Genomic DNA, 23902 nt, shown 5'->3' on the forward strand with positions numbered 1-23902 from the left:
ATGATCGATCCGCGTCTCCACGTCCTTCGGGTCCTTGCCGAAGTCGGCACCCTCACCGAGGCGGCACACCGCCTCGGATACACCCCTTCGGCCGTATCGCACCAGCTCAGAGGCTTATCGAAGGATCTCGGTGTGCGTGTCGTCGAACCGCGCGGCCGCGGCCTCGTCCTCACTCGTGCCGGTCAGCTCCTCCTCGAACGCTCGCAGGAGCTCTTCACCCGGTGGGAGGAGATCCGCGGTGAGCTCGACGGTCTCGATTCCGGTCTCGACACACGCACCAGGCGGCTGCGTCTGTGCGGATTCTCCACTGCCGCGGCCGCTCTGCTTCCCCCGACTGCCCTGACGGTGATGGAGCGGTTCCCGGGCGCCGAGGTCACGATCATCGAAGCCGATCCCGAGGAGTGCTTCGACCTCCTCGTCTCCGACCACGCCGATGTCGCCGTAGTCGTGGCCACCGACCCGCTGCCACCACGCAGCGATCCTCGTTTCGAGCAGTCGGCGCTATTCAGCGATCGCCTCGATCTGCTGGTTCCCGTGGGACACCGTCTGGCAGAGAAGTCGGCGGTGGCGTTGAGCGAGGCGGCCGAAGAATCCTGGATCCTCGATCGGGCGGGTTCGCCGTATCACCGCCTGGTGCGCACGGCGTGCGCGGCGGCCGGCTTCCAGCCGGAACAGGCACACCAGTCACGCGAGTGGGAGACGGGGGCATCGTTGGTCTCGGCGGGGCTCGGGGTCGCGCTCATTCCTCGCCTGGCACGCCTGCCGGACGGCTTCGATGTGGTGCGTGTGCCGTTGCGCGGTGATCCGGTGCCGTCGCGGAAGATCCTCTCGGGCATCCGCCGCGGTTCGGGCGCTCAGCCGATCATCGCCTCGGCATTGGAGGTCCTCCGGGAGTCTGCTGAAACGGCGGCCCGCCAGGGGGCCTGACCATCCAGACCTGCGGTCGCATTCGGCCTCGCTTCCTCGCGACGACTGTGGTGAGGACGATCCCGGCGATCAGCACCAGAACGGATACGCCGACCACAGCGAATCCGGTGGTGTAGAAACCGGAGGCGAAATCATCGAAGGCGTCGACGTTGCCGCCACCTCCGAGGAGGAACAGGAACATCGGGATGACGAGGATGCACAGCCCCACGCCGAGTCCGAGGACTCCGGCGATGATGAGGAGGATTCCCGGCACGACGGACGGTTTCTTCGCAGGCACGCCCTGCGGCGGAAACCCACCGGGCTGGATCATCTGCGGGTGATACGTCATCCGGGCCTCCTTCGTCTCTTCCGATCCTATCGGGACTCGAAACCTCCGATCCTATCGGGGACTCGAAACCACGCCATGACCTGCGCGTAGAGTTGAAGCACAGACTTCGAAAGACGGGCACCACGATGGACGATATGACCGCCGACGATCGGTCCAACCAGGTCGACAACGAAACTCACACTTCCGCACCCGGGGGCACGGCCGCCTCGGCGCGAGGTGGGACGCTCAAACGCACGATCGGGCTGAGCGAACTCGTCTTCTTCGGTCTCGTCTTCATCGGCCCGGCGGCCGCCGTCGGGGTGTTCGGCACTCTCGATGCCCGGTCGGGTGGGGCCGTGGCGTTGGTCTATATCGTCGCCACGATCGTCATGGCCTTCACCGCGGTCAGCTATATGCGCATGTCACGGGAGGTCCCCCGCGCGGGCACGGTCTTCGCCTACGCCTCGGCGGGAATCGGGAAACCGGCCGGCTTCGTCGCCGGGTGGATGATCCTCCTCGACTATCTCTTCATCCCCTCGGTCGCCTATCTGTTCACCGGGATCGCGCTGAACTCGATCTTCCCGGCCCTGCCTGTCTGGGTGTTCGTGGCCGTCGCCGTCGTGCTGACCACCGGGCTCAACCTCGCCGGGGTCAAGGTCGCCTCCCGGGTGATCACCGGGGTCGTCCTCGCCGAGGTGGCCGTCCTCGCCCTGGTCCTCGTCCTCGGCATCGCATACCTCATCCAGCATGGGCCGACGCGGGGATGGCTGACCCCGCTGACCGGGGTCGATGCGTTCTCCGTGACTGCGGTGCTCGCGGCCGTGTCCGTAGCCGTGCTGTCGTATCTCGGCTTCGATTCGCTTGCGACGTTCTCCGAGGAGGCCAATGGCGGGCCGCGGATCGTCGGCCGGGCCACGCTGATCTGCCTCGTATTGGCCGGCGTCTTCTTCGTCGCGCAGACCTGGGTGGGCAGTCTGCTCTCACCGTTGACCCCGGCGGAGCTGCAGGCCGATCCCGCGCTCGAGGGAGCCGCTTACTACGAAGCCGTCGATTCGACGCTGGGATCGTGGCTGCACTGGCTGCTCGCCCTGGCGAAGGCCGTGGGCGCAGCGTTCTCCGCGATGATCGGTCAGGCCGCCGGCTCCCGCATCCTCATGGACATGGGACGGTCGCGTCAGGTGCCGAAATTCCTCGCCGAGGTGGCCCCGAAGACCGGTGTCCCGTGGAAGGGGATCCTCGTGGCCGCCGGCGGCAATGTCATCGTGGCCGGGTGGGCGGCGACCCGTGCCGATGGCCTCGACCAGCTGACCTCGATCGTCAACGTCGGCGCGCTGACGGCGTTCATCTTCCTTCAGGCCTCGGTGGTCGGCTACTTCCTCGTGAAGAGGCAGGGCAGCGAGACTCCGAACTGGGTCAATCACGGCGTCATTCCGATCATCGGCGCCGGACTGCTCATCGCCGTGCTCGTCAGCGCGAATCCTCTGGCCCTGGTCGTCGGCGCGATCTGGCTCGTCATCGGCATTGCGGTGTTCGCGGTGAACAATCGGCGGCGAATCCACGGTTGAGCCGCCTCGGCGAGAGTCCGTCAGTCCTGCAGGCGGGTCGTTCCGTCGTGGCCGCCGGAGGTGTTGAGCTGTTTGGCGTAGCAGCTGTCGGGGCCGAGGCCATGCGATGAGCACCAGGACAGAGCATCATCAGGGTCGTCGTAGCCGATGCCGACGACGGTGACCCAGAAGTTGTCTTCTTTGAAGCTGCTGAAATCGCCGGACCAGATGAGCTTCACGCGGGGAAACTCTTCGCGCAGCCCTTCGAATTCTTCGAGGATCGCTTCTTCGTCCCAGGTCTTTCCCTCGGCTTCGAGGCCGACCTTCTTCGAACTCAGCTGCGGCACCCATTTGCCGTTGAGTTCGCTCTTCGCTGTCTGTCCGTCGGAGTCGGCGAGCTGTTTGAGTGCCTCCTTCGGGTCGTCGGGCAGCGCCGATTCGGTCTCCGTGGGTTCGGGTGAATTGCTGGCCGCAGCCGAACCGTCATCGCTGGCAGCGTTCGTCGGTTCGTCGGTGGAGGCGACGGTGGCGGAGTCCTCGGGATCTTTCGAGAAGAATTTCGCCGCACCCCATCCGATGCCCACACCGAGAACGATCACGATGACGGCGAAGAGGGCAATCATTCCGCCGCGCTTCTTCTGCGCTGGCGGTCCGGCCTGCTGATACGGTCCCGGACCGTAGCCGTAGGGCTGTTGCTGGTATGCAGCTTGGCCGGACTGTGGAGGCATTCCATTGGCGGCCGCGTAGCCGCCGGGGAAAGGCTGGGCGCCCTGAGCCGGGGAGGGTCCGCTCTGCTGGTGAGGAGGCTGACCGCTGCGATGAGGCGGGCCGCTCTGCGAGTGCGGGGTCTGGATATAGGGGCGCTGCGGCTGAGGTGACTGCGGAGGCGGTGGAGGGGTGCCCCAACCGTTGCCCGCCTGAGGTCCTGACTGCGGATTCGGCAGGGATCCCGGCTGGGTTCCGGGCTGCGAGGACCATTGGCTTCCCGACCGGTCGTTGACGTCCCATTCGTTCTCATCCCCGCGCCCGGGAGGGTTCGTACTCATCCGCAACTCCAGATCGATCACGCCGTATTTCAGAAAAAGTCCTAATAGAGAACTTCTCTTGCATTAACAGCCTAATATAAGTTGTGAACTACACATGCTTGATCTGCTCAGTGGATTGTTTCGATTTGAATTACATTGCGGAGCTGTCGGGCAACTGCACTTGAGGACTGGGTATGCACGACGAATCCGACGAGACGACACCGACCGCCGCCGAGGATCCGAAGGATCAGACCGCCGAGGACCAGGAGAGCCCCGAAGACGAGGTTCCGGACGCGGCCGAGACCTCGGATGATCCCGCACCTCAGGATGATGAGGCCACCGACGAGACTGCTCGCTGGGCGCCGCCGGAAAATGGCACACCCACCACCGAGCAGACCATCGACCCATACCGACAAGACCCCTACCAGCAGGTGCCCTATCAGCACGCCCCCGACCAGCACGCCCCTCACCAGCAGAGCCCCTTCCAATCCGGCCCTATGCCCTACCCTGCGCCACCGGGCTACCCGGCGAATGCCCCGAAGTCGAAATTCGCCTCGGCGCTGGCAAAGGGAGCGACCTGGAAGACGGCGCTGATCCCGCCGGGGATCGCCCTCCTCGGCGGCATCATCGTCTCCATCATCCTCACCGTCATCCTCACGTCGATGTCGGAGTTCGGCTCTCTGACCGAGGAGACCGGCCTCAACCTCGACAGCCTCAACTACGCCCTGCCGTTCATGCTCATGGCTCTGTCACTGTTCGGTTCGGCCGCGCTGCGCCTGGACATCAATGCCCCTGACAGCTTCAACGCCCAATTGGGCATCTTCACGACCGGCGCACCCTTGGTGGTCACCATCGTCACCGTGGGTCTGCTGTGGTGGATGACGAAATTGAGCGAACGCCGCTCCCCCGCGCCCAACCGGGTGTCCACGTGGATCCGCATCGGGGTCGCTACCCTGGCGATGACGCTCGTGCTCTTCCTCCTCCAGGTCATCTTCGCCGCCCGCGCCTCCGCCTTCGAAGAGGAAGGATCGTTTACCTTCACCGTCTCGGCGGTCACCGTCCGATCGTTCTTCCTGCCCCTGCTCGTCATCCTCATCACGAGCATCGCCGGCCGTGTCGCCGGGCATTTCAAGGGCACCGAGGCGATCGGTGCACCATTCCTGCGCTGGGCAGTCCCACCTCTGCTGGTGACCTGGATCCACCTCGCCCTCACCGTAGCCGTGTTCTCGATCGTCGCGCTCTTCGTCCTGCCGCTGTCCGTCGAGATGCCGGGCCAGCTGGTGCCGCTGACGTTCGTCAACATGGGCCTCATCCTCACGTCCCTGACCCACCTCGGCGGAATCAGCGCCACCGCCCAGGGCGACCTGGGCGCCTATTCTGACACCTTCTCCGAGAGCCTCACCCTGTTCAGCCGCGAGGCACCCGACCTGCTGTGGCTGGGCCTGCTCGTCGTCGCGGCCGCGGTGCTGATCGCGACGATCGTCGCCACCGTCACCCGGCGTCCGGCCTGGACCGTGATCGAGCAGGACAAGCAGCAGTGGTCGAGTGCGTGGAAGCTGCCGGTGGCGTTCTGCCTCGTCTGGGGTCTGCTGTCACTGCTGGCCATCCCCGCGAACCTGTCGATGTCCGGATCCGCCGAGGCGGCCATGTTCTTCGGCGGATCCGGTGCGGCCCGTGCCGGGATCGGCCCTCTGGCCTGGACGTTCCTCATCTTCGCCCTCTGGGGCGGGATCATCGAGGTGCTTTCGCGCACCCTCGGCCCGCGGCTCGCCCTCACCTTCCCCGCCGTGGCACGGATCACCGCCGGACGGACTGTGCACCCGCACTGGGGACCGTACCTGGGCATGAGCGAACCGCAGTTCGCATTCGTCCATCCCGATCTGGCTCGAGCCGCCGCCCCGACGCCACCGCCGGTCGCCCCCGGACCCGGCGAGGTCGGGCCATACGGGGCGGGCGGGTTCGGACCACAGGGACCTGCCGGCTATCAGAGTCCGCCCGCATCGCCGAATACGTTCGACTCGCAGGGCCAACCGCCCCATCCACAGCAGGGTCCGCAGCAGTTCTCGGATCCGGTCGGTCCGCAGCAGCATCCGGCACCGTCCGACCAGCAGCCCTATGCCTATCCGCAGGGCGCCGCCGGTCAGCCGGCCTATTCGGCCCCGCAGGGTTCGGCCGGGCAGCAGTCATACTCGGCTCCGCAGGGAATGTACGCCGCGCAGCCGTATGCGGGCCCGGCCAAACCCTTCGACAAGAGGAAGACGACGCTCGTATCGGTCGTCGCCGGAGGTGCTGTCCTCCTCCTCGTGGCCGCACTCATCGTCGTCACCCAACTCAACGGACACATGTTCGGCCCCGAAGCGACGGTGGAGAAGTACTTCTCAGAGCTCTCCGACGGCGACGCCGAGGGTGCCCTCGAGGTCGCCGACGTCGACGTTCCGCAGGAAGCACGAACCCTGCTGACCAACGATGTCCTCGGCGGCTCCAAGGCGCTGCCCGACGATGTCACCGTCGAGGATGCCGAGATCTCCGGAGACACGGCGACGGTCGCAGTCACCTATGACGTCGGCGGCTCCAAGGGCAACAGCACCCTGACCCTGCACAAAGCCGGAAAGAAGGCGGTGTTCTTCGACGACTGGGCGCTCAAGAGTCCCGACCTGCTCACTCTCACCGTCGATACTCCCGGCCTCAAGAAGGTCAAGGTCAACGGAACCGACGTCGACAGCGACGGGTCGACACTGTCCCTGCCGGCCTTCCCCGGTCTCTACACGATCGACCTGGCCGAGAAGTCCGATCTCATCACCGCGGACGCGGTCGAGGTGCGGGCCTTCCTCGGCGATGACGCGAACATGGAGGGTGAGGACACGCCGCTGCTCGCCGCCCATCCCTCGGACGCGTTCCGCAGCGAGGTCGACAAACAGGTCAAGACCCTCATCGACAGCTGCGCGAAGAAGACAGTCGCCCAGCCCGACGGGTGTCCGTTCGGATCCTCTCTGGCCGACAGCTATGACGCCACCGGCCTCACCTGGTCGATCTCGTCATATCCGACGGTCACCGTCGCCGATGACTCCATGGGCGCCGACCAGTATTCGAACCCCGAGGACGCGACCGGCCCGAACGGCGGTCCGGCGTGGCTGATCTCCTCGAACACCTCCGGCGAGGCGCTCGTGACCGGCAGCTACGACATGTTCGACGAGTCCGAGCCCTTCGATGACACCGTGACCTTCGACCTCAACGGCACGGCAGAGATCGTCGACGGCAAGATCGTCATCACCGTCAGCGACGACCCCTGGAACTGGTGACCGAGGCAGCGTGACCCGGCCCAGGGCACGCCGTTCAGTCGATGAAGATCGTCGAGGCGGTGCTGCTGATCCGGTCCACGAGCCCCAGTCCTTCGTCGACGTAGGCGGCGCGTTCGTCGGCGGGGACCATCGCCCCACCGGTGAGCCACACGAGGTGGACGCCGGTCGGGGACTGAGCCGCCGCGTCACCCGTCCGCCACGGAATGGTCAGCCCGGCGGTCGCAGAGGGTTCGACATCGATGCCTTCGGTCTCATGGAGCACGCCGACTCCTGCCCGGATGACCTCGTCGGGGACCGCGGCGAACCCGGAGATGAGCGGCCCGATCGTCGGTCCGATGAAGCGTGACGGGCGGGCGACCGCCAGTCCGTCGGCGGCAGTGGCTCCGGACAACCCGATGTCCTGCACGGAGATGTCGCTGTGCCGACCGGTGCGCACGCCGAGGAACATCGCCGGTGCCTGGCTCGGTTCGACGAAGACGCAGCGCACCGCAGTGCCGAACACCCGCTTGAGCCCGAAGGTCACTCCCCCGGGACCGCCGCCTATGCCGCACGGCAGATAGACGGTGAGCGGATTCTGCTCGTCGATGGTGACGCCTGCGGCCGCGAACTGGCGCTCCAGCCGCAGGGCAGCCACCGAATATCCGGCGAAGAGGCTCACCGAGTCCTCGTCGTCGACGAAGTGCGTGTTCTCGGCTGCCTCGGCCGAGGCACGGCCGGCCTCGACGGCCTCGACGAAGTCACCGGCATGTTCGATGACGTCGACCCCGTGGTCGCGCAGCATCGTCTTCTTCCATTCCCGGGCGTCGGCGGACATATGCACCGAGGCGGCGAAGCCGAGGCGAGCGCTCAGGATCCCGATCGACAGCCCGAGGTTCCCAGTCGAGCCCACGACGATGCGGTGGTTCGCGGCGATCTCACGAAACTCACGATTCGAATAGGTGGCGGGATCATGAGCGTCGAGTCCATGGTCGGCGGCGACCGCCTCGGCGAATTCGAGCACCTCGTGGAAGCCGCCGCGGGCCTTGATCGACCCGCTCACCGGCAGACAGTCGTCACGTTTGAGCCACAGCCGTCCGCCCAGCTCGGATCCGAACAGACCGTCGAGGCGGTGCTGCGCCGCAGGCGCCGGAACCAGAGCCGATTCGATCAACCCGCCGTCTGCCTCCGGGAACGCTGATGCGAGCTCGGCCGGAACGGTCGCCGTCTCCGGGAAGGTCTCGGCGAACCAGGGCGCGAAGCGGTCGAACCGGGCCGCCGCGGAATCCATCACGTCGCCGAGGTCGGGCAGGGCCGCCTCGGTGGAGGTGGAGCGGAGCCACGTGGTCGGAGCACCCGAGGCCAGGGACCGGATGATCTCGTCGGTGCTGAGTTCGTCAGTCAGGTCGGTCATGCACCGATCGTAGCCCGGCGGGGTGCGGGCCTCAGCTCTTGACGATCTTCTTCGCGGGTTCGAGGACGTCGGCGAGTTCGTTCAGCCATTTCGCGTAGCCGTCATAAGTGTAGGCGCGTTTATCGTCCCAGGTGCCGAGCTGGTCCTCCTTGACCGCGGGCAGGCTCTTGTACACCGGGTTGTCCTCGTAGTCGGTCGAGGCGTCGTGGACGAGGACGACGTCGGCCGGGTAGTCCGACATCTTCTCCCAGGAGACTTCTGCCCAACTGCTCTCTCCCTTAGCGTCGGGGCCGACGAGGGTGAGCCCGTCCTCGTTGAGCATCTCGGCGACGCCCAGGGAGTTCGAGGTGTAGTTGATCTCCGCGGTGAAGTTCGCCAGCAACACTGTCAGCTGGTCCTGCTTCTTCGCCACGCTGCGGATGCGTGCCCGAGCGTCGTCGAAGGCCTTCCGCTTGTCCGCGATGGCGCCGGTGTCTGTGTCCTTGCCCAGCGCCTCGGCGATGGCCGCGTACTGAGCGAACATCGCGTCGGGGCCCTGCCCGCCGAGTTTGACCGGGACGAACGGCACGAGCTCGCTGACCTGGCTTTTCACCTTCTCGTCCCACCAGGTCCACCCGTCGCCGGCTTCATTGCCGTAGGCGACGAGGATGTCCGGCTCGGCAACCGCGAGGGCCTCGATATCGAGTTCCATATCGGTGCCGACGACCTCGACTCCTTCCGAGTCGAAGGACTTTCCCGGGGACTCGTTCTGTCCGAACCCGAAGACCGCGACCGGCGTGATTCCGTACTGCGCGAGACCGGCTGCCGAATAGAAGTCCGCGGCGATGCGCTTCGCCGGACGGTCGAGTTCGATCGTCAGCCCGTCATAGCCTTCGGGCGAATACGTGAAGTTCGGGTTGCTGCCCGCAGTGCCAGACGCGCCGTCACCCGCATCGCCATCGGCTTCGCCGCGGCAGCCGACGAAGGCGAACGGGGCGAGAACGGACAGGGCAAGGAGCTGACGACGACGCATCGAGAGCCTTTCGGTGGGCGTCCCCGCAGGGACGGAACTGGTGCGCCTGTAGTGACGCCGGGACCACCGTAGCACTATTTGGAAAGGCTAGCCTTACTAAATTAGAGTAGAGTAGCGTTGCGGATGTTGACGTATCCACGACAGCTGCACACACGAACACAACGCGTCCCCGCGGGGACGCCCTCACGACCGCGCGGTCGTGGGAGGCGAAGGAGAATCAGTGTCACGAGCCCCCATCGGTGCCTTCGAAGCAGAGGTCCTCGCCGTCGACAACCTCAGCCCGTCCTTCCGTCGGGTGACTTTCGGGGGTGCGGGACTCGGGGAATTCGGCCCGAACACCCACCCTCGTGACCTGCGGATCAAACTCGTCATCCCTCCTCAGCGTGCCGCTGCGCCGCAGTTCGATCTGCCGGGATTCCTCACCGAGCAGGAAGCCGCTGGAGTGTCCTGGTACCAGGCCTGGCTGCAGGTCAGCCCCGACGTGCGCGGAGCGATGCGCACCTACACCGTGCGCGAATGGAACGATGCCGAGCGCAGACTCGTCATCGACATGGTCCTCCACACCGATGAGCATGGTCATTCGGGCCCGGCAGCCGAGTGGGCCGAAGCCGCCGAGGTGGGGCACCGCCTCCATATCATCGGTCCCTCCCGTGCCTCGGAGACTCCGTGCGCCGGGATCGAGTTCGCCCCGGGAGATGCCCACCAGATCCTCCTCGCCGGCGACGAGACCGCTGTGCCCGCCATCGCCTCGATCCTCGATTCGCTCAAGGACAGCCAGGCGCAGGGCAAGGCCGTTCTCGAGGTCCCGAGCGCCGAGGACATCATCGACATGACCATTCCCACCGGCTTCGAGGTCGAATGGCTGCCGCGCGGGCAGGCCGACTTCGGTCAGCTGCTCGAACCTGCCGTCCGCGAGGCGGTGCGTGCGGAGACCCGGACCCCCGTCGGGGCCGGAGCGGCGGGGTCGACCGGCGGTCTGAGTGGTCAGGTCCGGGATCTCGACGATGTCAACATCGACGAAGAGATCCTCTGGGATGTTCCCGCAGCCCTCACCGAGGCGGCTCAGGGCAGTTCGAGTGCCACGGACAAGGACGACCGCCCCTTCTATGCCTGGATCGCCGGAGAGGCCGGACCGGTCAAGCGTCTGCGCCGCTACCTCGTCCAGGAAGTCGGAGTCGACCGCAAGCAGATCGCGTTCATGGGCTACTGGCGTCAGGGCAAGGCCGAGGGCTGAGCCCTCAGACCCTGCCCGACTGAACTCTCAGACCCTGCTGGGCTGACCCGGCGAGCGTCGCAGAGCTCCGATGATCTGCGGCCCGATCGCGGCAGCCGCGCCGGCCAGGCACAGCACTCCGCCGACTGCGGCCAGCGGAGGCGGGACCTCTCCGAGAACGACCCAGGCCATCACGACGACGATGGCGGGGACGAGGAGACTCGAAGAGCTGAGCAGACCCGCCGGCAGAGATTTCAGCGCATATCCCCAGAGGTTGAAGGCGATGGCGGTCGGTACGACCCCCAGGTAGATGATCTGAAGCGTGATGCCGATCGGCGCCGCGGCCACCTCGTCGATGAGGCCGGGAGCGAAGACGAGACTGACCAGCGCACCGACGAGGATTCCCATCCAGGTCACGGTCACCGAATCCTCCCCGGATAGGAAATGCTTCTGCAGCAGCACGCAGGAGGCGTAGAGCACTGCGGCGACGAGGCTGAGGACAAGGCCGCCGACAGTGAAGAAGCCGGTGAAGCTGGCGGCCGTGATCAGCCCGATTCCGAGCAGAGAGACGATGATGCCGATGAGCAGGCGCTTCGGCAGCCCTTCTCCGAAGACGAGACCGGCGAAGACGGCGATGATCAGCGGTGCGATATTGACGATCATCGAGGCGGTTCCGGCATCGATCGACCGTTCCGCCGCGTTGAGGACGACGACATAGGCAGAGAACCAGGCGATGCCCCAGAGGACGAGAATCAGCCAGACGACCTTGCCGGAAGGGAACCGCGGACGACGGAAGAGCATCCAGGCGGAGAGCACCACGGCTGCGGACGCGCCCCGCAGCAGCGCCATCGGACCAGGAGAGAAGAATTCGCCGGCGTCGCGGATGACGACGAAGGACGACGCCCAGAAGGTCATGGTGAGCAGGGCGGCAATCCACGGGAGAAGACGAGGAGCTGTCGTCAGGCGGGGATTCGGACTCGCGACTCGCATGCTGAGGGCTGATCTGTTCATAGGCACGATTATTCGTCTCCTGACTGTGAAAGAAAAGCGCACACTATTGCACAACTGTCCACGACGTGCGTACGGTTCATCTGTGTACACCGTCGCTCACCTGAAGTCGTTCAAATCGGTCGCCCTCACCGGGTCCGTCCGATCCGCCGCGCAGCATCTCGGGCTCTCCCCGTCCGCGGTCAGCCATCACCTCAAACTTCTCGAACAAGAGACGGGGCTGACTCTGTTTCAGCGACAGGGACGCGGTCTGTGCCTGACCGACACCGGATCGGCGATCATGCCCGACGTCGACTCCGTGCTCGAGAGCTCCGGACGCTTGGGCCAATGCATCGCCGACCTGCATGAGAATCGAATCGGGTACCTGTCGATCGGGTACTTCGCGACGGCGGGAACTCGGTGGCTGCCGGAACTCGTTGCCTACCTCGAGAACCGTCATCCCGATGTCACGGTGCAGCTCAATCTGGCTGAGGGCCCCTGGACCGAGTTCCCCTCCGATCTGCACGTGGTGATCTCGGAGACGAAGAACCCTGAGTTTCCGCAGCAGGTGAAGAGTCATTTCCTCACCGAGGATCCCTATGTCGTCGCCGTTCCTGAGGACCACCCGCTGTCATCTCGTGAGGAAGTGAGTCTCGGCGAATTGGAGAGTCACCCCTGGATCGACAATGACACGGCGGACGGCCCGTGCCGAAAGATCCTCTTCGATGCCTGCTCCCGTGCAGGAGTGAGAGTGCACTTCAAACATGAAGCGCACAGCTTCGTCACGGCGCTGCACATGGTCAGTCGGGGCTTGGGTCTGACGATTCTCCCGCGGCTCGGTGTCGAACCCCTGCCTCCCGGGGTGGCCATCATCCGGCTGACAGCGCCCGAACCGATCCGCTTCATCCACGCGATCTGCGATCCGGGCCACCCGCAGCAGGAACTCATCGAGGATGCGGTCACAGCCCTGCGCGAGCTCGCCACCAGCTGACGAGAGGACGGCTCTGCCCTGCCTTCCGGGCATGCCGAAGCGACGTGTGCACCCTTTGTCCGAGGGCTCGGCCTCCCTCAGATCTCGGCGAGCATCTTTCCGGGGTTGAGGATGCCCAGCGGGTCGAGCGCGTTCTTCACGGCCAGCTGGATCCGTCGTGATCCTTCGTCGAGTTCGTTCGGCAGCCACGCGCGTTTGAGGAACCCGACCCCGTGCTCACCGGTGATCGTCCCGCCGAGGTCGATGCCGATGCGCATGATCTCTGCGAACACTTCTTCGGCCTTCGCGGTCTCCCCCGCATCGGACGAGTCGAAGAAGATGGAGGGGTGCATATTGCCGTCGCCGGCGTGGGCGACGAGGGCGATCTCGAGTCCGGATGATGACCGCAGTTCGGTGAGCCGGTCACAGAATTCGGGCACGGCGGTGCGCGGCAGGCACACATCGTCGAGCAGCTGACCGCCGCCGTGAGCGCCCGCGAACTTCTCGTAGGCCGGTTGGATCATCCGCCGCGCGGTGATGAGGGCCGCCGAGTCGCTCGGATCGTCCGAGTACGCAACGTCGAGGGCGCCGCAGCGTTCGGCCACCTCGGTGAAGGTCGCCATCGCGGCTTCCGCATCGGTCGGGTTGTCGTCGACCTGCATGATGAGCATCGAACCGGCATCGCCGTCGAGGCCGAAGTCGCCGTAGTCGTTGAGCATGCGCAGGCTGGCCCCGTCGAGGAATTCGAATAAGCTCGGCACCCCGCCGCCGGCCATGAAATCGGCGACGGTCTGCAGTCCGCTGCGCTCATCCGGGAACGTCGCGATCGCGGTGAACGGCTCGGGCAGGGCGGGCACGAGGCGCAGCGTCGCTTCGACGACGATGCCCAGGGTGCCTTCGGAGCCGATGAAGAGATGGCGCATATCGAGTCCGGCCACACCCTTGGCCGTCTGCGGGCCGAGCGTGGTGATGGTCCCGTCGGCGAGTACGACTGTGAGCGATCGGACATAGTCCCTGGTCACACCGTATTTGACGCAGCAGAGTCCGCCGGCATTCGTTGCGATGTTCCCGCCGATCGATGACAGTGCCACCGATCCGGGATCCGGCGGGTAGGACAGTCCGAACTGAGCGAGGTGGTCCTTGAGGTCCTGGTTGATGATGCCCGGTTGGACGGTGATGAGGCGTTCTGCCTCGTTGACGGCCACAACGTCGTTCATCTTCGACACATTGAGCAGGATCGCTCCCGGTGAGGCGTTCGCGCCTCCCGAGATCCCGGACCTCGCCCCCTGCGGGACGACCGGCACCCGATGTGCACTGGCGAAGGCCATGACCTCTTGGACGTCTTCCGCCGAGGTGGCCCTGACCAGGGCGATCGCCCCCTCGCGTGGGCAGAACAGGGCTTCGTCGCTGGAGTGGGCGTCGATGACATCCGGGTCAGTCGTCAGCGCACCCGGGCTCAGTCGTGCGGCAAGCTCATCGAGCGCAGCCGGGTCGAGGGCGGGAAAGTCGGGTGCTATGGACGTCGGGGTCGTCAATTCTGCTCCTCGGATCGGTCGGTCGAAGACAGACGGCGGGCCGTTACTTCATCACGTCCAGGTTATCGGGGGCGGGCGCGGCCCGGAGGATGAGGGTGACGATGCCGGCGGCGACCATGGCCGCGCCGACGACCCACATGCCCGCGTTCTGGGTGCCGGTGAGGTCGGCCAGCCAGCCGGTGATGTAGGGGGCGAAGAAGCCCGCGGAGTTGCCGAGCGAGTTGATGAGTGCGAGTCCCGCGGCGGCACCGGCACCGGCGAGGAAGGTCTGCGGCAGCGGCCAGAACGTCGGCAGGGCGGCGCAGATCGCCATGCAGGTGATCGTCACGGCGATCATCGTTGTGAACGGTGAGGACAGGTAGAGGGCGATGGGAATCGCCACTCCCCCGACGAACAGCGGGACGGCCACGTGCCACACACGCTCGCCCGTGCAATCGCCGTGCCGGGACCAGAAGTACATGGCCAGGGCGCCGAAGACATAGGGGATGGCCGTGATCAGGCCGATCTCGACGATCGAGTACTCGACGCCGAAGGACTCCTGGAATCCGGCGATGATCGTCGGGAGGAAGAAGCTCATGGCGTAGAGGCCGTAGACCATGCCGAAGTAGACGAAGGACAGGGCCCACACGCGTGGCTGCAGCAGGGACCGGCGGACCGGGTAGTGGAAGGTCTCTTCCTTGCTCTTCTCCTCGGCGTCCATCGTCGACTGCAGCCAGTTGCGTTCTTCGGCGCTCAACCACTTCGCGTCCCGCGGGCGGTCGGTGAGGTAGAAGATGCACATGATGCCCAGGAGGACGGCGGGCACGCCTTCGATGATGAACATGAAGCGCCAGCCGGCGAAGTTCTCGAAGATCGAGTTGCCGCTGGAGATCAGCCACGACGACAGGGGCGAACCGACCACGCTGGAGAGTGGGATGGCGAGCATGAACAGGGCCGTGGCCCGCGCACGCATCGAGGTCGGGAACCAGTACGTGAGATAGAGGATGATACCGGGGAAGAACCCCGCCTCGGCGACGCCGAGGAGGAACCGCAGCACGTAGAGCCAGCCGTGGTTGGGCACGAATGCCATGGCCGCGGCGACGATGCCCCAGCTGATGAGGATGCGGGCCAGCCAGATGCGGGCGCCGAACTTGTGCAGAGCGAGGTTCGAGGGCACTTCGAGGATGAGGTAGCCGAAGAAGAAGACGCCTGCGGCGAACCCGAACTGAGTCGCGTTCATCGCGAGGTCTTCGTTCATTCCGCCCGGTCCGGCGATGCCGATGTTCGTCCGATCGAGGTAGTTGATGAAGTACATCGCGATGACGAACGGGATGAGACGGATGAGGACCTTGCGCAGGGTCCTCTTCTCCAGCGCCGAATCGGCGGGGGTCTGTCCGCTCATACGCGGGCTCACCTCGGATGACATGCGATCTCCTTCGATCAGGTCGGGCCACGGTGGTGGCTCAGCGGTGGCGCGGACTCGTGCCGCGGACGTGCGGCAGCGGTTCGCTGCGGGTGCATCGGCGCGGCAGCCAGTGCATTACGGCAACACACTACGACAGCGCTCCTACTTCGCCTAGCAATCGGACATGAAGTGCCGAATAGCGGGACGCCGCGCCGAATCCGCGCCCACGAGCACACCAGCTGGTTCAACGTGCAAACGCTTAACGCAAATGCTGGGCGCACACACTTTGAAGCAGTTGTTGCGCTGTCCGGTTGCGAGTGCAGCTGCGGCGACACGGTTACGATGAGTGCAGACAACCCGATTGCGAAGGGGAGCCGCAGTGCAGCCGATGACCGAGCTCGAGGCCGAGACACTGCGCGACTACTACGGCACGTTCGCCCGCCTCGAAGCGGCCGGCACCTCCCCGATCTACGCCATGTGGGCCGAGGGAGTGGCCGCGGATGACGAGGTCATCTCGCTCCTGCTCGAACTGCCCCGACCGAAGCGCCAAGCCAATCTCCTCTTCGCAGCGGCGCGCCACCTCGGTGCGGGCGAGGGTTCCTATGTTCAGCTGCGATCGTGGCTGCTCGATCACTGGGACGACGTTCGGGAGCTCATGCTCGCTCGGTCCACGCAGACGAACGAGGCGGGCCGCTGCGCGACGCTGCTGCCGGTGCTCGCGCAGATCCCCGGTCCGATTGCGCTCATCGAGGTCGGAGCCTCGGCGGGTCTGTGCCTCTATCCCGACCGCTACAGCTGCAGATTCACCGTCACCGAAGCGGCCGGACGCACCGCAGCCGACGATCGGACCGCTCGCGGAGGCGCAGTGACCACCGATCGTTCTGTTCCCGGGACGTCCGGTGCGAAGTTCGAGCAGTCGGTGACGCTCGACCCGGCCAATGGCCCCAGCCCGGTCGTGCTCGAATGCGAACTGGCGAACACCACGGCGCCGGAACACCTTCCCGAGGTGGCGTGGCGGGCCGGAATCGATCTCAATCCTCTCAATATCACCGATGCTGACCAGCGGGAATGGCTGACGTCGCTGATCTGGCCCGAGCATGAGTCGAGGCGGGAGCGCCTCCTCGCCGCCGCCTCGATTGCAGCTGCCGATCCCCCGCACCTCGTCCGCGGAGACCTGCTTGAGACCGTCGAATCCCTGCTCGCCGAAGTACCCTCCGGAGCCCAGCCGGTCGTCTTCCACAGTGCGGTGCTCGCCTATGTCGATGCTGAGTCGCGTGCCCGCTTCGCCGCTCTCATGCAATCACGCGACGACGTCGTCTGGATCAGCAATGAGGGAGCCGGAGTCCTCCCTGACACTCGCGCGCAGCTCGAGACACTCGGGATTGAGCCCGACGGGCGATTCGTGCTCAGCGTCGACGGCCAGGCGGTCGCTCTGACCGGTCCCCACGGGCAGAGCTTCACCGGACTGCCACAGGCCCGCTGATTGGTCCCCCGCTTCGAACAAGTCACAATATGGTGCCGAATTCGCGCCCACGTGCACACCAGCTGGCTCAACGTGCAGGCGCATAACGCAAATGCTATGCGCACACACTTTGAAGCAGTTGTTGCGCTGGAACCCTGCGGCTCACGCCCAACCGACGACGAGGCGGGCCGCCTCGGCGGGGATCATCGGGTCGACGCCGGTGAGGTCGGCGAAACGGCGCAGACGATTGGCCGCAGTGTTGCGGTGGCAGAACAGCTGCTCAGCCGACGCACCGATGCTCCCCGTCGCCAGATAGACCTGCACCGCCTCGATGAGGCGCTCTCGCTCGACCGGACCGCAGGCGGCAAGCGCGGACTCGACATCGGCGAGGATCGGGTTGCCCGCGGCATTGAGTGACCGGGCGGCCAACCGCGCCCACCCGCTGCGCCAGGTCATCGCAGACGTCTCATCAGCGGCGATGACGTCGGCGAGGTCACGCGCGGTCAACGCCGACCGCCGCAGTGCCCCGATCCCTTCGGCACGCACATACCCCACCCTCGCCTCGGCGATCTTGCCGGCGAGCGCCCCCAGCGAATGACCGACTCCGCCCCCGCCGGGATCGGAAACATGGCCCGCGCCTTCTGGAACCTGCGTGAAGGCGATGAGCACCTCGCCGAGGTGGTGCGTGAACACGGTACCGCCCGCGCGGACATGATCGGAGATGATGACCCGCAGGGCCCGGACGTCGTCGCCGGTGGCGGCGATGACGAGCAGCGGACAGTCGACGTCGAGACCGAGCCCGGTCGCGATCGTCGACAGTCGTTCACCGGTCGGGTCCGGATCATCGAAGAGACTGGCGATGAGGCCGGCATGCACCGAGAACTCCTCGGCCCGCATTCGTGCGAGCTCGGCCGTGTAGGCCTGTTGGACCTGGGAGACGTATTCGTCGACCGTCGACAATACGATGCCCGTGTGGCGGATGACCAGCTCCGCGTCGTCCTGGCTCGCCACCCGGGTGAGCACCTCCCAGAGCACGCTGAAGTCGTGGCGGATCGCCGTCATCAGGGCCTCGAGCGGGATGCCTGCCCGCGCCCGGGAGACCCCAACCTCCGTCGACACGGCCACAGGCCCGTCGAAACCACCGGCCCGCAGTCCCTCGATGAGGGTGGAGAAGGAGAGCCGACCGGTTCGGCGCAGCTCCGAAACCGGAATCGGGGCAGGATCGTAGCCGGAGACCGTGACCACGCGGGTCATGAACCGCTCGGTCAGCTCGTCGAGATCGAGGGCGTCGAGGAGCTCGAGCCACCGCCGTTCATCTCCGGGCTGCGGCCGGTCCCGCAGCTGTCGTGTGCCCACAAATCCGTTATTCTCATCCATCACACCCTCAAGAATATGTGCATCTGCACAAGCACTGCCCGATTTTCGGTGACAAATGCGTCTGGATCGGGACACGTGGCACTCTGTAAGGTCGATACCTGCCGGTCGAACGCAGTGATCGACCGATGCACCACCCGCACCCGGACTCGGCCGACCAGGCCCAGGTCCCCGGACTCGACGGAGAGAACCATGAGCGAGCAGAACATCACGGCGTCCGCCGAGCTCAGCGCCACCACAGAGCTGAGCATCAAGGACGCGAACAAGGTCGCCGCCGGCGCCCTGATCGGCACCGCCCTCGAGTGGTACGACTTCTTCCTCTTCTCGGCCGCGGCCGCCCTGATCTTCAACGTCCAGTACTTCACCAGCGAGAACGCCACCGCAGCTGCGTTGGCCTCCTTCGCGACCTTCGGTGTGGGTCTGGCCGCTCGCCCCATCGGCGGTCTGATCTTCGGCCGCATGGGCGACAAGATCGGACGCCGCAAGGTCCTGCTCATCACGATCATCGGCATCGGCGTCGTCACCGGCCTCATCGGTGTGCTCCCGACCTATGCGGCGATCGGATTCGCCGCTCCCGCCCTCCTCGTCCTCCTGCGCATCCTCCAGGGCCTCTTCGTCGGCGGCGAATGGTCGGGCGCGATGACCCTCGTCGTCGAGAACGCCCCGCTGCACCTGCGCGCCCGCTATGCGGCGATCCCGCAGATCGGTTCGCCCATCGGCACGATCCTGTCCTCCGGCGGATTCTTCGTCATGACCCTGCTGTTCTCACAGGAGAACTTCAACTCGTTTGGCTGGAGGATCCCGTTCCTCATCGCCCTGCCGCTGCTCGTCGTCGCCGTCTACCTGCGTTCCCGCCTCGAGGAGTCACCGGTCTTCCGCCAGCTCGAAGAGTCCGGTGAGGTCGAGAAGAGCCCGATCAGCACGACCTTCCGAGACTCGTGGAAGCAGATCATCATCGGCATGGCCGCGGCCCTGCTCGGCGTCGGCGGCTTCTACCTCGTCACCGCCTTCTGCGTCTGGTACGGCGTCAACGTCCTCGGGTACACGAACTCCCTCCTCCTGCTCGGCAGCATGGTCGCCGCCGCCGTCGAGATCGGAGCCCTCATCTGGGGCGGCGCCCTGGGAACGAAATTCGGTGCCTCGAAGGTCATCCTCTGGGGCGGAATCGCCTCGGCGGTCGTCGCGGTGCCCGCATTCTTCATGTTCGAGTCCGGCAACCCGGTCCTCGTTGTCATCGCCATGACCCTGGCTGTGTCCACCCTGTCCCTGCCCTACGCGGCCTCGGGCACCGTGCTCACCGGCCTGTTCCCCGCCACCACCCGCTACACGGGTGTGGGCATGGCGCAGAACGCCGCAGGCATGCTCTCCGGGTTCATCCCGCTGCTGGCCACGAGCTTCGTCGCCTCCGCCGGAGACCACTGGTGGCCGGCCGCCGCGATGCTCGTCTTCCTCTCCCTGTTCACGGCCTTCGCCGGCTTCGTCGCACCCCGCATGAGCGTCGACCTGCCCGGCTTCAAACACTGAGAACCCAGCGTAGCACCGGGCCGGGAGCCCCGGACCTCACACCGTTCGACCCTCGAAAGGACACCCAATGTCGCGTTCCGCCGGCCACCTCATCGTCGACACCCTGGAGAGCGCGGGCATCGAACGCGTCTACGCGGTGCCCGGCGAGTCCTACCTCGACGTCCTCGACGGACTGTATGACGCGAACATCGAGACCGTCGTGTGCCGGCAGGAGGGCGGTGCGGGGTTCATGGCGTTGGCCGAATCCCGGCTGACCGGCCGTCCCGGAATCGCCATGGTCACCCGTGGTCCCGGAGCGGCGAATGCGATGATCTCCGTGCACACCGCTTGGCAGGACGCGACCGCGCTCGTCCTGTTCGTCGGCCTCGTCCCACTCAATGACCGGTCCCGCGAATCCTTCCAGGAGTTCAGCCTGCCCGAATGGTTCTCCTCGACGGCGAAGCGCGTGCTCACCATCGATGACGAGGACCGTGCCGGTGAGATCACCGCCGACGCCCTGCGCATCGCCGCATCCGGTCGGCCCGGCCCCGTCGTCGTCGGCCTGCCCGAAGACGTCCTCGTCCGTCTCACCGAGGCCCCCACGCCGACCCTCGCCGAGGTGGCCCCACCGATCCCTGCCCCCGCCGTCATCGACTGGCTGGCTTCACGGATCGCGGCCGCGAAGCGTCCCGTGTTCGTGCTCGGCGGGGATGGGTGGCACAACGGCTGCGGAGCTGAGTTGGCCCGACTGGCCGCCTCAGCGGGGTTCCCGATCTTCTGCGATTGGCGCGCCTACGATGCGATTCCGCATTCCTCGCCGGCGTGGGCGGGGTGGCTCGGCTACGGTCGCGCCGATGCGGTGGCGGCCGGTTTCGCCGAGGCGGACCTCGTCGTCTTCGTCGGCTGCGCCCGGTCCGATGTCTTGAGCGACGGGTACACGATCGGCTTCGACGCCGAAACCGTGCTCGTCTCCCTCGATATGGAGGCCACCCAGCACGCAGGGCGCATCGATGAGCACATCATCGCCTCCCCGGAATCCTTCACTCGTGCCCTGACCAGTACCGATGCCGATGCCGCTCGTGCTTCCGGGCAGCTGCGCGGTGTTCGAACGGATGAGTGGATGCAGTCACGTGCCGACGTGCAGTCCCGGTTCGCCGCGCACCGCCCCGACGCCGAGGCGGCTCCGGAGAATCCGGGCCGTACCGGGGTCGATCTCGGGGTGGCGTTCGGGATTCTCGATGACCGCCTCGGCGGGGATGCAATCCTCACCTACGGGGCGGGCAATGCGACGATCTGGGGGCACCGGTTCATCCGGCATGAGCGCCCGGCCAGCCTCGTCGGAGCCCGCAACGGAGCAATGGGCCTCGCCGTTCCTGCAGCCGTGGCGGCCTCCCTGGCGTACCCGGAGCGTCGTGCGGTCGCGATCTGCGGCGATGGAGACTTCCTCATGAACGGGCAGGAGATCGCCACGGCCTTCGCCCACGGCGGTTCACCACTCATCATCGTCATCGACAACGGCGTGTACGGCACGATCGTGTCCCACCAGGAGAACCACTATCCCGGGCGGCCCTCGGGCACGCGGATGGTCAACCCGAACTTCGCGGCGTGGATGTCGGCATTCGATCTCGGCAGCTCCGGGGCCGCCTCGGCGAGGGTCTCCGGCTCTGTTCCACCGGGAGCAGGCGGCACTGCGACGGGAGCGGGAATGATCGGTCACGGCGAGCGCGTCGAGGCCACTGAGGACTTCGCGGCCGCGCTCGACCGGGCCTTGGCCCACGACGGGCCCGCCCTCATCCATGTGCTCGTCGACTCGGCGACGATGCCGCCGTCCGCCGACGAAACCGCCTGATCAAACCTGGGTGCCCACCGCGGTGGGCACCTTCCACCTGACACCGGCACCGCCGGCGCAGCACCCCTCCATCCCGCCGTCGCAGGTCACCCCGCCCGCGACACCGTCTCGAAAGGACCCCTCATGACCGTTTCACCCTCCCTGATCAGCGCCGATCGCGAAGCCGAGTTCCTCGCCGATTGGGCCGTGCATTCGCGCTTCGGTGCCGTCGAGGGCACGAACGGGGTCGACCGGCAGGCGGCGAGCGCCGCCGATGGTCAGCAGCGGAAATGGTTCGAAGACCTGCTCGTCAAGCACGGTTTCAGCGTCCACCGGGATGCGATCGGCAATCAGTTCGGGCTCCTCGAACTCGTGCCCGGTGCCCCGTATGTGCTCACGGGGTCGCATATGGACTCGCAGCCGACGGCCGGTCGTTTCGACGGTGCCTACGGGGTGATGGCTTCGGCGCATGCGTGTTTCGCGATCGCCGATGAGCTGCGGGCGGACCCGTCGAAGGCGAAATTCAACCTCGCCGTGGTCAACTGGTTCAACGAAGAGGGCTCACGGTTCAAGCCCTCGATGATGGGATCCAATGTCTTCACCGGCAAGGCCGAGTTGGAGGCGGCCCTGACCACGCGTGATGCTGCGGGAGTCACCGTCGCCGAGGCGCTCGATGAGTTGGGAGAGCGCGGAGACTTCACGGTCCCGGAGATCGCCTCCTATGCGGAGATCCACGTCCAGCAGGGCCGCAGCATGGAAGAGGACGGTGTGAGCATCGGGCTGGTCAATGCCACGTGGGCGGCGCACAAGTACGAGTTCAAGGTCACCGGCGCACAGGCGCACAGCGGGTCGACGCTCATGGCCGATCGACAGGATGCTCTGCTCGGTGCGGCGCGCCTGGTCGTGGCCGCACGGGAGCTCGTCGACGACTTCGAGCCGGGTGCCCTCCACACCGCGTGCGGACAGCTCACCGTCTACCCGAACTCACCGGTCGTCGTCGCCAGCGAAGTCAGCCTGCTGCTCGATCTGCGGTCCCCCAGCGCCGAGGTGATCGCCGCCGCCCATGAGACGCTCATGGCCACGATCGCCCAGGTCAGCGCCGATGATCGCGTGGAGATCGAGATCGTCGCCGAACACAGCTGGGATCAGAACCCGTACTCCGAGGACGGAGTCGAGCTGGCCCGCACCGTGGCCGATGATTTGGGACTCACCTCGGCGACTGTGATGACCGTGGCCGGACACGATTCGACGAACATGAAGGACGAGGTGCCCACCGTCATGCTCTTCATTCCCAGCGTCGACGGGGTCTCGCACAGTCTGGCCGAATTCACGAAGGACGAGGACCTCGTCTCGGGTCTCCATCATCTCACCGAGGTGGTTCGCCGGCTCGCCGCCGGCGCACTGGCCTGAGGGAGGGCGGGGAGACGCTCCCACCGACTGGTTCAAAGTGCAGGCGTCCCTCACTAATGCGGGACACCTGCACTTTGAACCAGTCGGTGGGCCGGGCAGTGTGGGCCAGCGGCGCAGTGAGTATGCGTCAGTCGATGGAGTCGACGTCCTGGTTCTCGTCGACGAGCTTCTTCGCCAGCGGCTCCCACTTGTCGTAGGCGTCGGGGTAGGCCGAGCGCTGCACTTCCTGTGCGGCGTCACCGGGGTCGATGTTCTCCCAGTCGGCGATCTGGGTCAGTCCCGGGTTGGCGGTTCCGGAGTCGACCCCGTAGAAGGCTTTCGACGCGTACACGGTGTCGGTGACTTCGTCGGCCGATCCCCAGTTCATCGAGGGACGCTGTTGGAAGGCACCGGCGGAATCGCGGTCTCCGCCGTCGAGGTCGTTGAGGCTCGATTCCTGCAGTGCGGTCATCACGGCGATCGTCTGTGCCTGCTCCGACAGGTCCGCGCCCTTGCCGACGCCGATGATGGTGCGCGCATTGTCGATCTGCTCCTCGCTCAGCTCATCCGGGTCGTCGATCCCTCCGGTCGAGCCGGCGTCGGACTGGGCTGCTTCACCCTCCTGGCTGACGCCTCCGGAGATCGGGTCGGCCGAGGCCGAGGTCGCCGTTGCCAGGGAGACTCCCCCGGCGAGGACGGCGGCGGACAGTGCAGTCACCGCAAGTGTGCGCGCACGTTTCATCTGTTCTCACT

General features: G+C 66.2%; 18 protein-coding genes. 9 read left to right on the top strand and 9 right to left on the bottom strand.

The window, feature by feature from the left end:
* The gene (locus QYM46_RS18365) at nt 1–927 is read left to right on the top strand and encodes a LysR family transcriptional regulator (protein WP_432790124.1); all 927 of its coding nucleotides are present in this window, start codon (nt 1–3) and stop codon (nt 925–927) included.
* Here the strand turns inward: QYM46_RS18365 and QYM46_RS18370 are convergent.
* Nucleotides 863–1255: a hypothetical protein gene (locus QYM46_RS18370; RefSeq protein ID WP_432790125.1), complete on the bottom strand. Its 393-nt coding sequence runs from the start codon at nt 1253–1255 to the stop codon at nt 863–865. The two genes, QYM46_RS18365 and QYM46_RS18370, sit on opposite strands and share 65 nt — an antisense overlap.
* A 134-nt stretch (nt 1256–1389) precedes the next feature.
* Here QYM46_RS18370 and QYM46_RS18375 point away from each other — a divergent pair, with 134 nt between their 5' ends.
* The gene (locus QYM46_RS18375) at nt 1390–2799 is read left to right on the top strand and encodes an APC family permease (RefSeq protein ID WP_432790126.1); all 1410 of its coding nucleotides are present in this window, start codon (nt 1390–1392) and stop codon (nt 2797–2799) included.
* A 20-nt stretch (nt 2800–2819) separates the two neighbouring features.
* Here the strand turns inward: QYM46_RS18375 and QYM46_RS18380 are convergent, their stop codons facing one another.
* Nucleotides 2820–3824, bottom strand: coding sequence for a hypothetical protein (locus QYM46_RS18380; RefSeq protein ID WP_432790127.1), 1005 nt, complete (start codon nt 3822–3824; stop codon nt 2820–2822).
* 173 nt (nt 3825–3997) lie between these two features.
* On the opposite strand from QYM46_RS18380, the gene QYM46_RS18385 reads away from it, so the two are divergent.
* Nucleotides 3998–7102 carry a hypothetical protein gene (locus QYM46_RS18385; protein WP_432790128.1) on the top strand — a complete coding sequence of 1035 codons (3105 nt, stop codon included), beginning with the start codon at nt 3998–4000 and terminating at the stop codon, nt 7100–7102.
* A 34-nt stretch (nt 7103–7136) separates the two neighbouring features.
* Here QYM46_RS18385 and QYM46_RS18390 read toward each other — a convergent pair whose 3' ends face one another.
* Both QYM46_RS18390 and QYM46_RS18395 read right to left on the bottom strand, forming a co-directional pair.
* Nucleotides 7137–8492 carry a D-serine ammonia-lyase gene (locus QYM46_RS18390; protein WP_432790129.1) on the bottom strand — a complete coding sequence of 452 codons (1356 nt, stop codon included), beginning with the start codon at nt 8490–8492 and terminating at the stop codon, nt 7137–7139.
* 31 nt (nt 8493–8523) lie between these two features.
* Nucleotides 8524–9504 (bottom strand): ABC transporter substrate-binding protein, encoded by a 981-nt coding sequence (locus QYM46_RS18395; protein ID WP_432790130.1) that lies wholly within the window; start codon nt 9502–9504, stop codon nt 8524–8526.
* Nucleotides 9505–9724: 220 nt separating this feature from the next.
* Between QYM46_RS18395 and QYM46_RS18400 the strand changes: the two genes are divergently transcribed.
* Nucleotides 9725–10738 (top strand): siderophore-interacting protein, encoded by a 1014-nt coding sequence (locus tag QYM46_RS18400; RefSeq protein WP_432790131.1) that lies wholly within the window; start codon nt 9725–9727, stop codon nt 10736–10738.
* A 27-nt stretch (nt 10739–10765) separates the two neighbouring features.
* Here the strand turns inward: QYM46_RS18400 and QYM46_RS18405 are convergent, their stop codons facing one another.
* A complete protein-coding gene (locus tag QYM46_RS18405; protein ID WP_432790132.1) occupies nt 10766–11728 on the bottom strand; it encodes a DMT family transporter in 963 nt (320 codons plus the stop codon).
* A gap of 82 nt (nt 11729–11810) precedes the next feature.
* On the opposite strand from QYM46_RS18405, the gene QYM46_RS18410 reads away from it, so the two are divergent.
* Nucleotides 11811–12695, top strand: a complete 885-nt coding sequence (locus tag QYM46_RS18410) for a LysR family transcriptional regulator (protein ID WP_432790133.1) — start codon at nt 11811–11813, stop codon at nt 12693–12695.
* Nucleotides 12696–12772: 77 nt separating this feature from the next.
* Here QYM46_RS18410 and QYM46_RS18415 read toward each other — a convergent pair whose 3' ends face one another.
* Nucleotides 12773–14209 carry an FAD-binding oxidoreductase gene (locus QYM46_RS18415; protein WP_432790134.1) on the bottom strand — a complete coding sequence of 479 codons (1437 nt, stop codon included), beginning with the start codon at nt 14207–14209 and terminating at the stop codon, nt 12773–12775.
* 43 nt (nt 14210–14252) lie between these two features.
* Complete coding sequence (locus QYM46_RS18420) at nt 14253–15614, bottom strand: MFS transporter (protein ID WP_432790135.1); 1362 nt, start codon at nt 15612–15614, stop codon at nt 14253–14255.
* Nucleotides 15615–15981: 367 nt separating this feature from the next.
* Here QYM46_RS18420 and QYM46_RS18425 point away from each other — a divergent pair, with 367 nt between their 5' ends.
* Entirely contained in the window at nt 15982–17076 is a 1095-nt protein-coding gene (locus tag QYM46_RS18425; protein WP_432790136.1) for a DUF2332 domain-containing protein, read from the top strand.
* A 141-nt stretch (nt 17077–17217) separates the two neighbouring features.
* On the opposite strand, the gene QYM46_RS18430 is transcribed toward QYM46_RS18425, so the two are convergent.
* Nucleotides 17218–18432: a helix-turn-helix domain-containing protein gene (locus QYM46_RS18430; protein ID WP_432790137.1), complete on the bottom strand. Its 1215-nt coding sequence runs from the start codon at nt 18430–18432 to the stop codon at nt 17218–17220.
* Nucleotides 18433–18621: 189 nt separating this feature from the next.
* On the opposite strand from QYM46_RS18430, the gene QYM46_RS18435 reads away from it, so the two are divergent.
* The 3 genes from QYM46_RS18435 to QYM46_RS18445 all read left to right on the top strand — a co-directional run bounded on the left by QYM46_RS18435 (nt 18622) and on the right by QYM46_RS18445 (nt 23170).
* The gene (locus QYM46_RS18435; RefSeq protein WP_169253627.1) at nt 18622–19953 is read left to right on the top strand and encodes an MFS transporter; all 1332 of its coding nucleotides are present in this window, start codon (nt 18622–18624) and stop codon (nt 19951–19953) included.
* A gap of 67 nt (nt 19954–20020) precedes the next feature.
* Entirely contained in the window at nt 20021–21781 is a 1761-nt protein-coding gene (locus QYM46_RS18440) for a thiamine pyrophosphate-dependent enzyme (protein WP_432790138.1), read from the top strand.
* Between the two features lie 123 nt (nt 21782–21904).
* Nucleotides 21905–23170: a M20 family metallo-hydrolase gene (locus tag QYM46_RS18445; protein WP_432790139.1), complete on the top strand. Its 1266-nt coding sequence runs from the start codon at nt 21905–21907 to the stop codon at nt 23168–23170.
* A gap of 127 nt (nt 23171–23297) precedes the next feature.
* Here the strand turns inward: QYM46_RS18445 and QYM46_RS18450 are convergent, their stop codons facing one another.
* The gene (locus QYM46_RS18450) at nt 23298–23891 is read right to left on the bottom strand and encodes a hypothetical protein (RefSeq protein ID WP_169253632.1); all 594 of its coding nucleotides are present in this window, start codon (nt 23889–23891) and stop codon (nt 23298–23300) included.
* Between the last annotated feature and the right edge of the window lie 11 nt (nt 23892–23902).

The sequence above is a fragment of the Brevibacterium sp. K11IcPPYGO002 genome (assembly GCF_050920635.1).
Lineage (GTDB): Bacteria > Actinomycetota > Actinomycetes > Actinomycetales > Brevibacteriaceae > Brevibacterium.

Excerpts from the sequence above, each read along its gene's own strand:
- QYM46_RS18375 (WP_432790126.1), top strand. The coding sequence starts at position 1,390 with ATGACCGCCGACGATCGGTCCAACCAGGTCGACAACGAAACTCACACT.
- QYM46_RS18380 (WP_432790127.1), bottom strand. The coding sequence starts at position 3,824 with ATGAGTACGAACCCTCCCGGGCGCGGGGATGAGAACGAATGGGACGTC.
- QYM46_RS18370 (WP_432790125.1), bottom strand. The coding sequence starts at position 1,255 with ATGACGTATCACCCGCAGATGATCCAGCCCGGTGGGTTTCCGCCGCAG.
- QYM46_RS18365 (WP_432790124.1), top strand. The coding sequence starts at position 1 with ATGATCGATCCGCGTCTCCACGTCCTTCGGGTCCTTGCCGAAGTCGGC.
- QYM46_RS18385 (WP_432790128.1), top strand. The coding sequence starts at position 3,998 with ATGCACGACGAATCCGACGAGACGACACCGACCGCCGCCGAGGATCCG.
- QYM46_RS18450 (WP_169253632.1), bottom strand. The coding sequence starts at position 23,891 with ATGAAACGTGCGCGCACACTTGCGGTGACTGCACTGTCCGCCGCCGTC.
- QYM46_RS18440 (WP_432790138.1), top strand. The coding sequence starts at position 20,021 with ATGTCGCGTTCCGCCGGCCACCTCATCGTCGACACCCTGGAGAGCGCG.
- QYM46_RS18420 (WP_432790135.1), bottom strand. The coding sequence starts at position 15,614 with ATGTCATCCGAGGTGAGCCCGCGTATGAGCGGACAGACCCCCGCCGAT.
- QYM46_RS18430 (WP_432790137.1), bottom strand. The coding sequence starts at position 18,432 with ATGGATGAGAATAACGGATTTGTGGGCACACGACAGCTGCGGGACCGG.
- QYM46_RS18425 (WP_432790136.1), top strand. The coding sequence starts at position 15,982 with ATGACCGAGCTCGAGGCCGAGACACTGCGCGACTACTACGGCACGTTC.
- QYM46_RS18445 (WP_432790139.1), top strand. The coding sequence starts at position 21,905 with ATGACCGTTTCACCCTCCCTGATCAGCGCCGATCGCGAAGCCGAGTTC.
- QYM46_RS18390 (WP_432790129.1), bottom strand. The coding sequence starts at position 8,492 with ATGACCGACCTGACTGACGAACTCAGCACCGACGAGATCATCCGGTCC.
- QYM46_RS18435 (WP_169253627.1), top strand. The coding sequence starts at position 18,622 with ATGAGCGAGCAGAACATCACGGCGTCCGCCGAGCTCAGCGCCACCACA.
- QYM46_RS18405 (WP_432790132.1), bottom strand. The coding sequence starts at position 11,728 with ATGAACAGATCAGCCCTCAGCATGCGAGTCGCGAGTCCGAATCCCCGC.
- QYM46_RS18395 (WP_432790130.1), bottom strand. The coding sequence starts at position 9,504 with ATGCGTCGTCGTCAGCTCCTTGCCCTGTCCGTTCTCGCCCCGTTCGCC.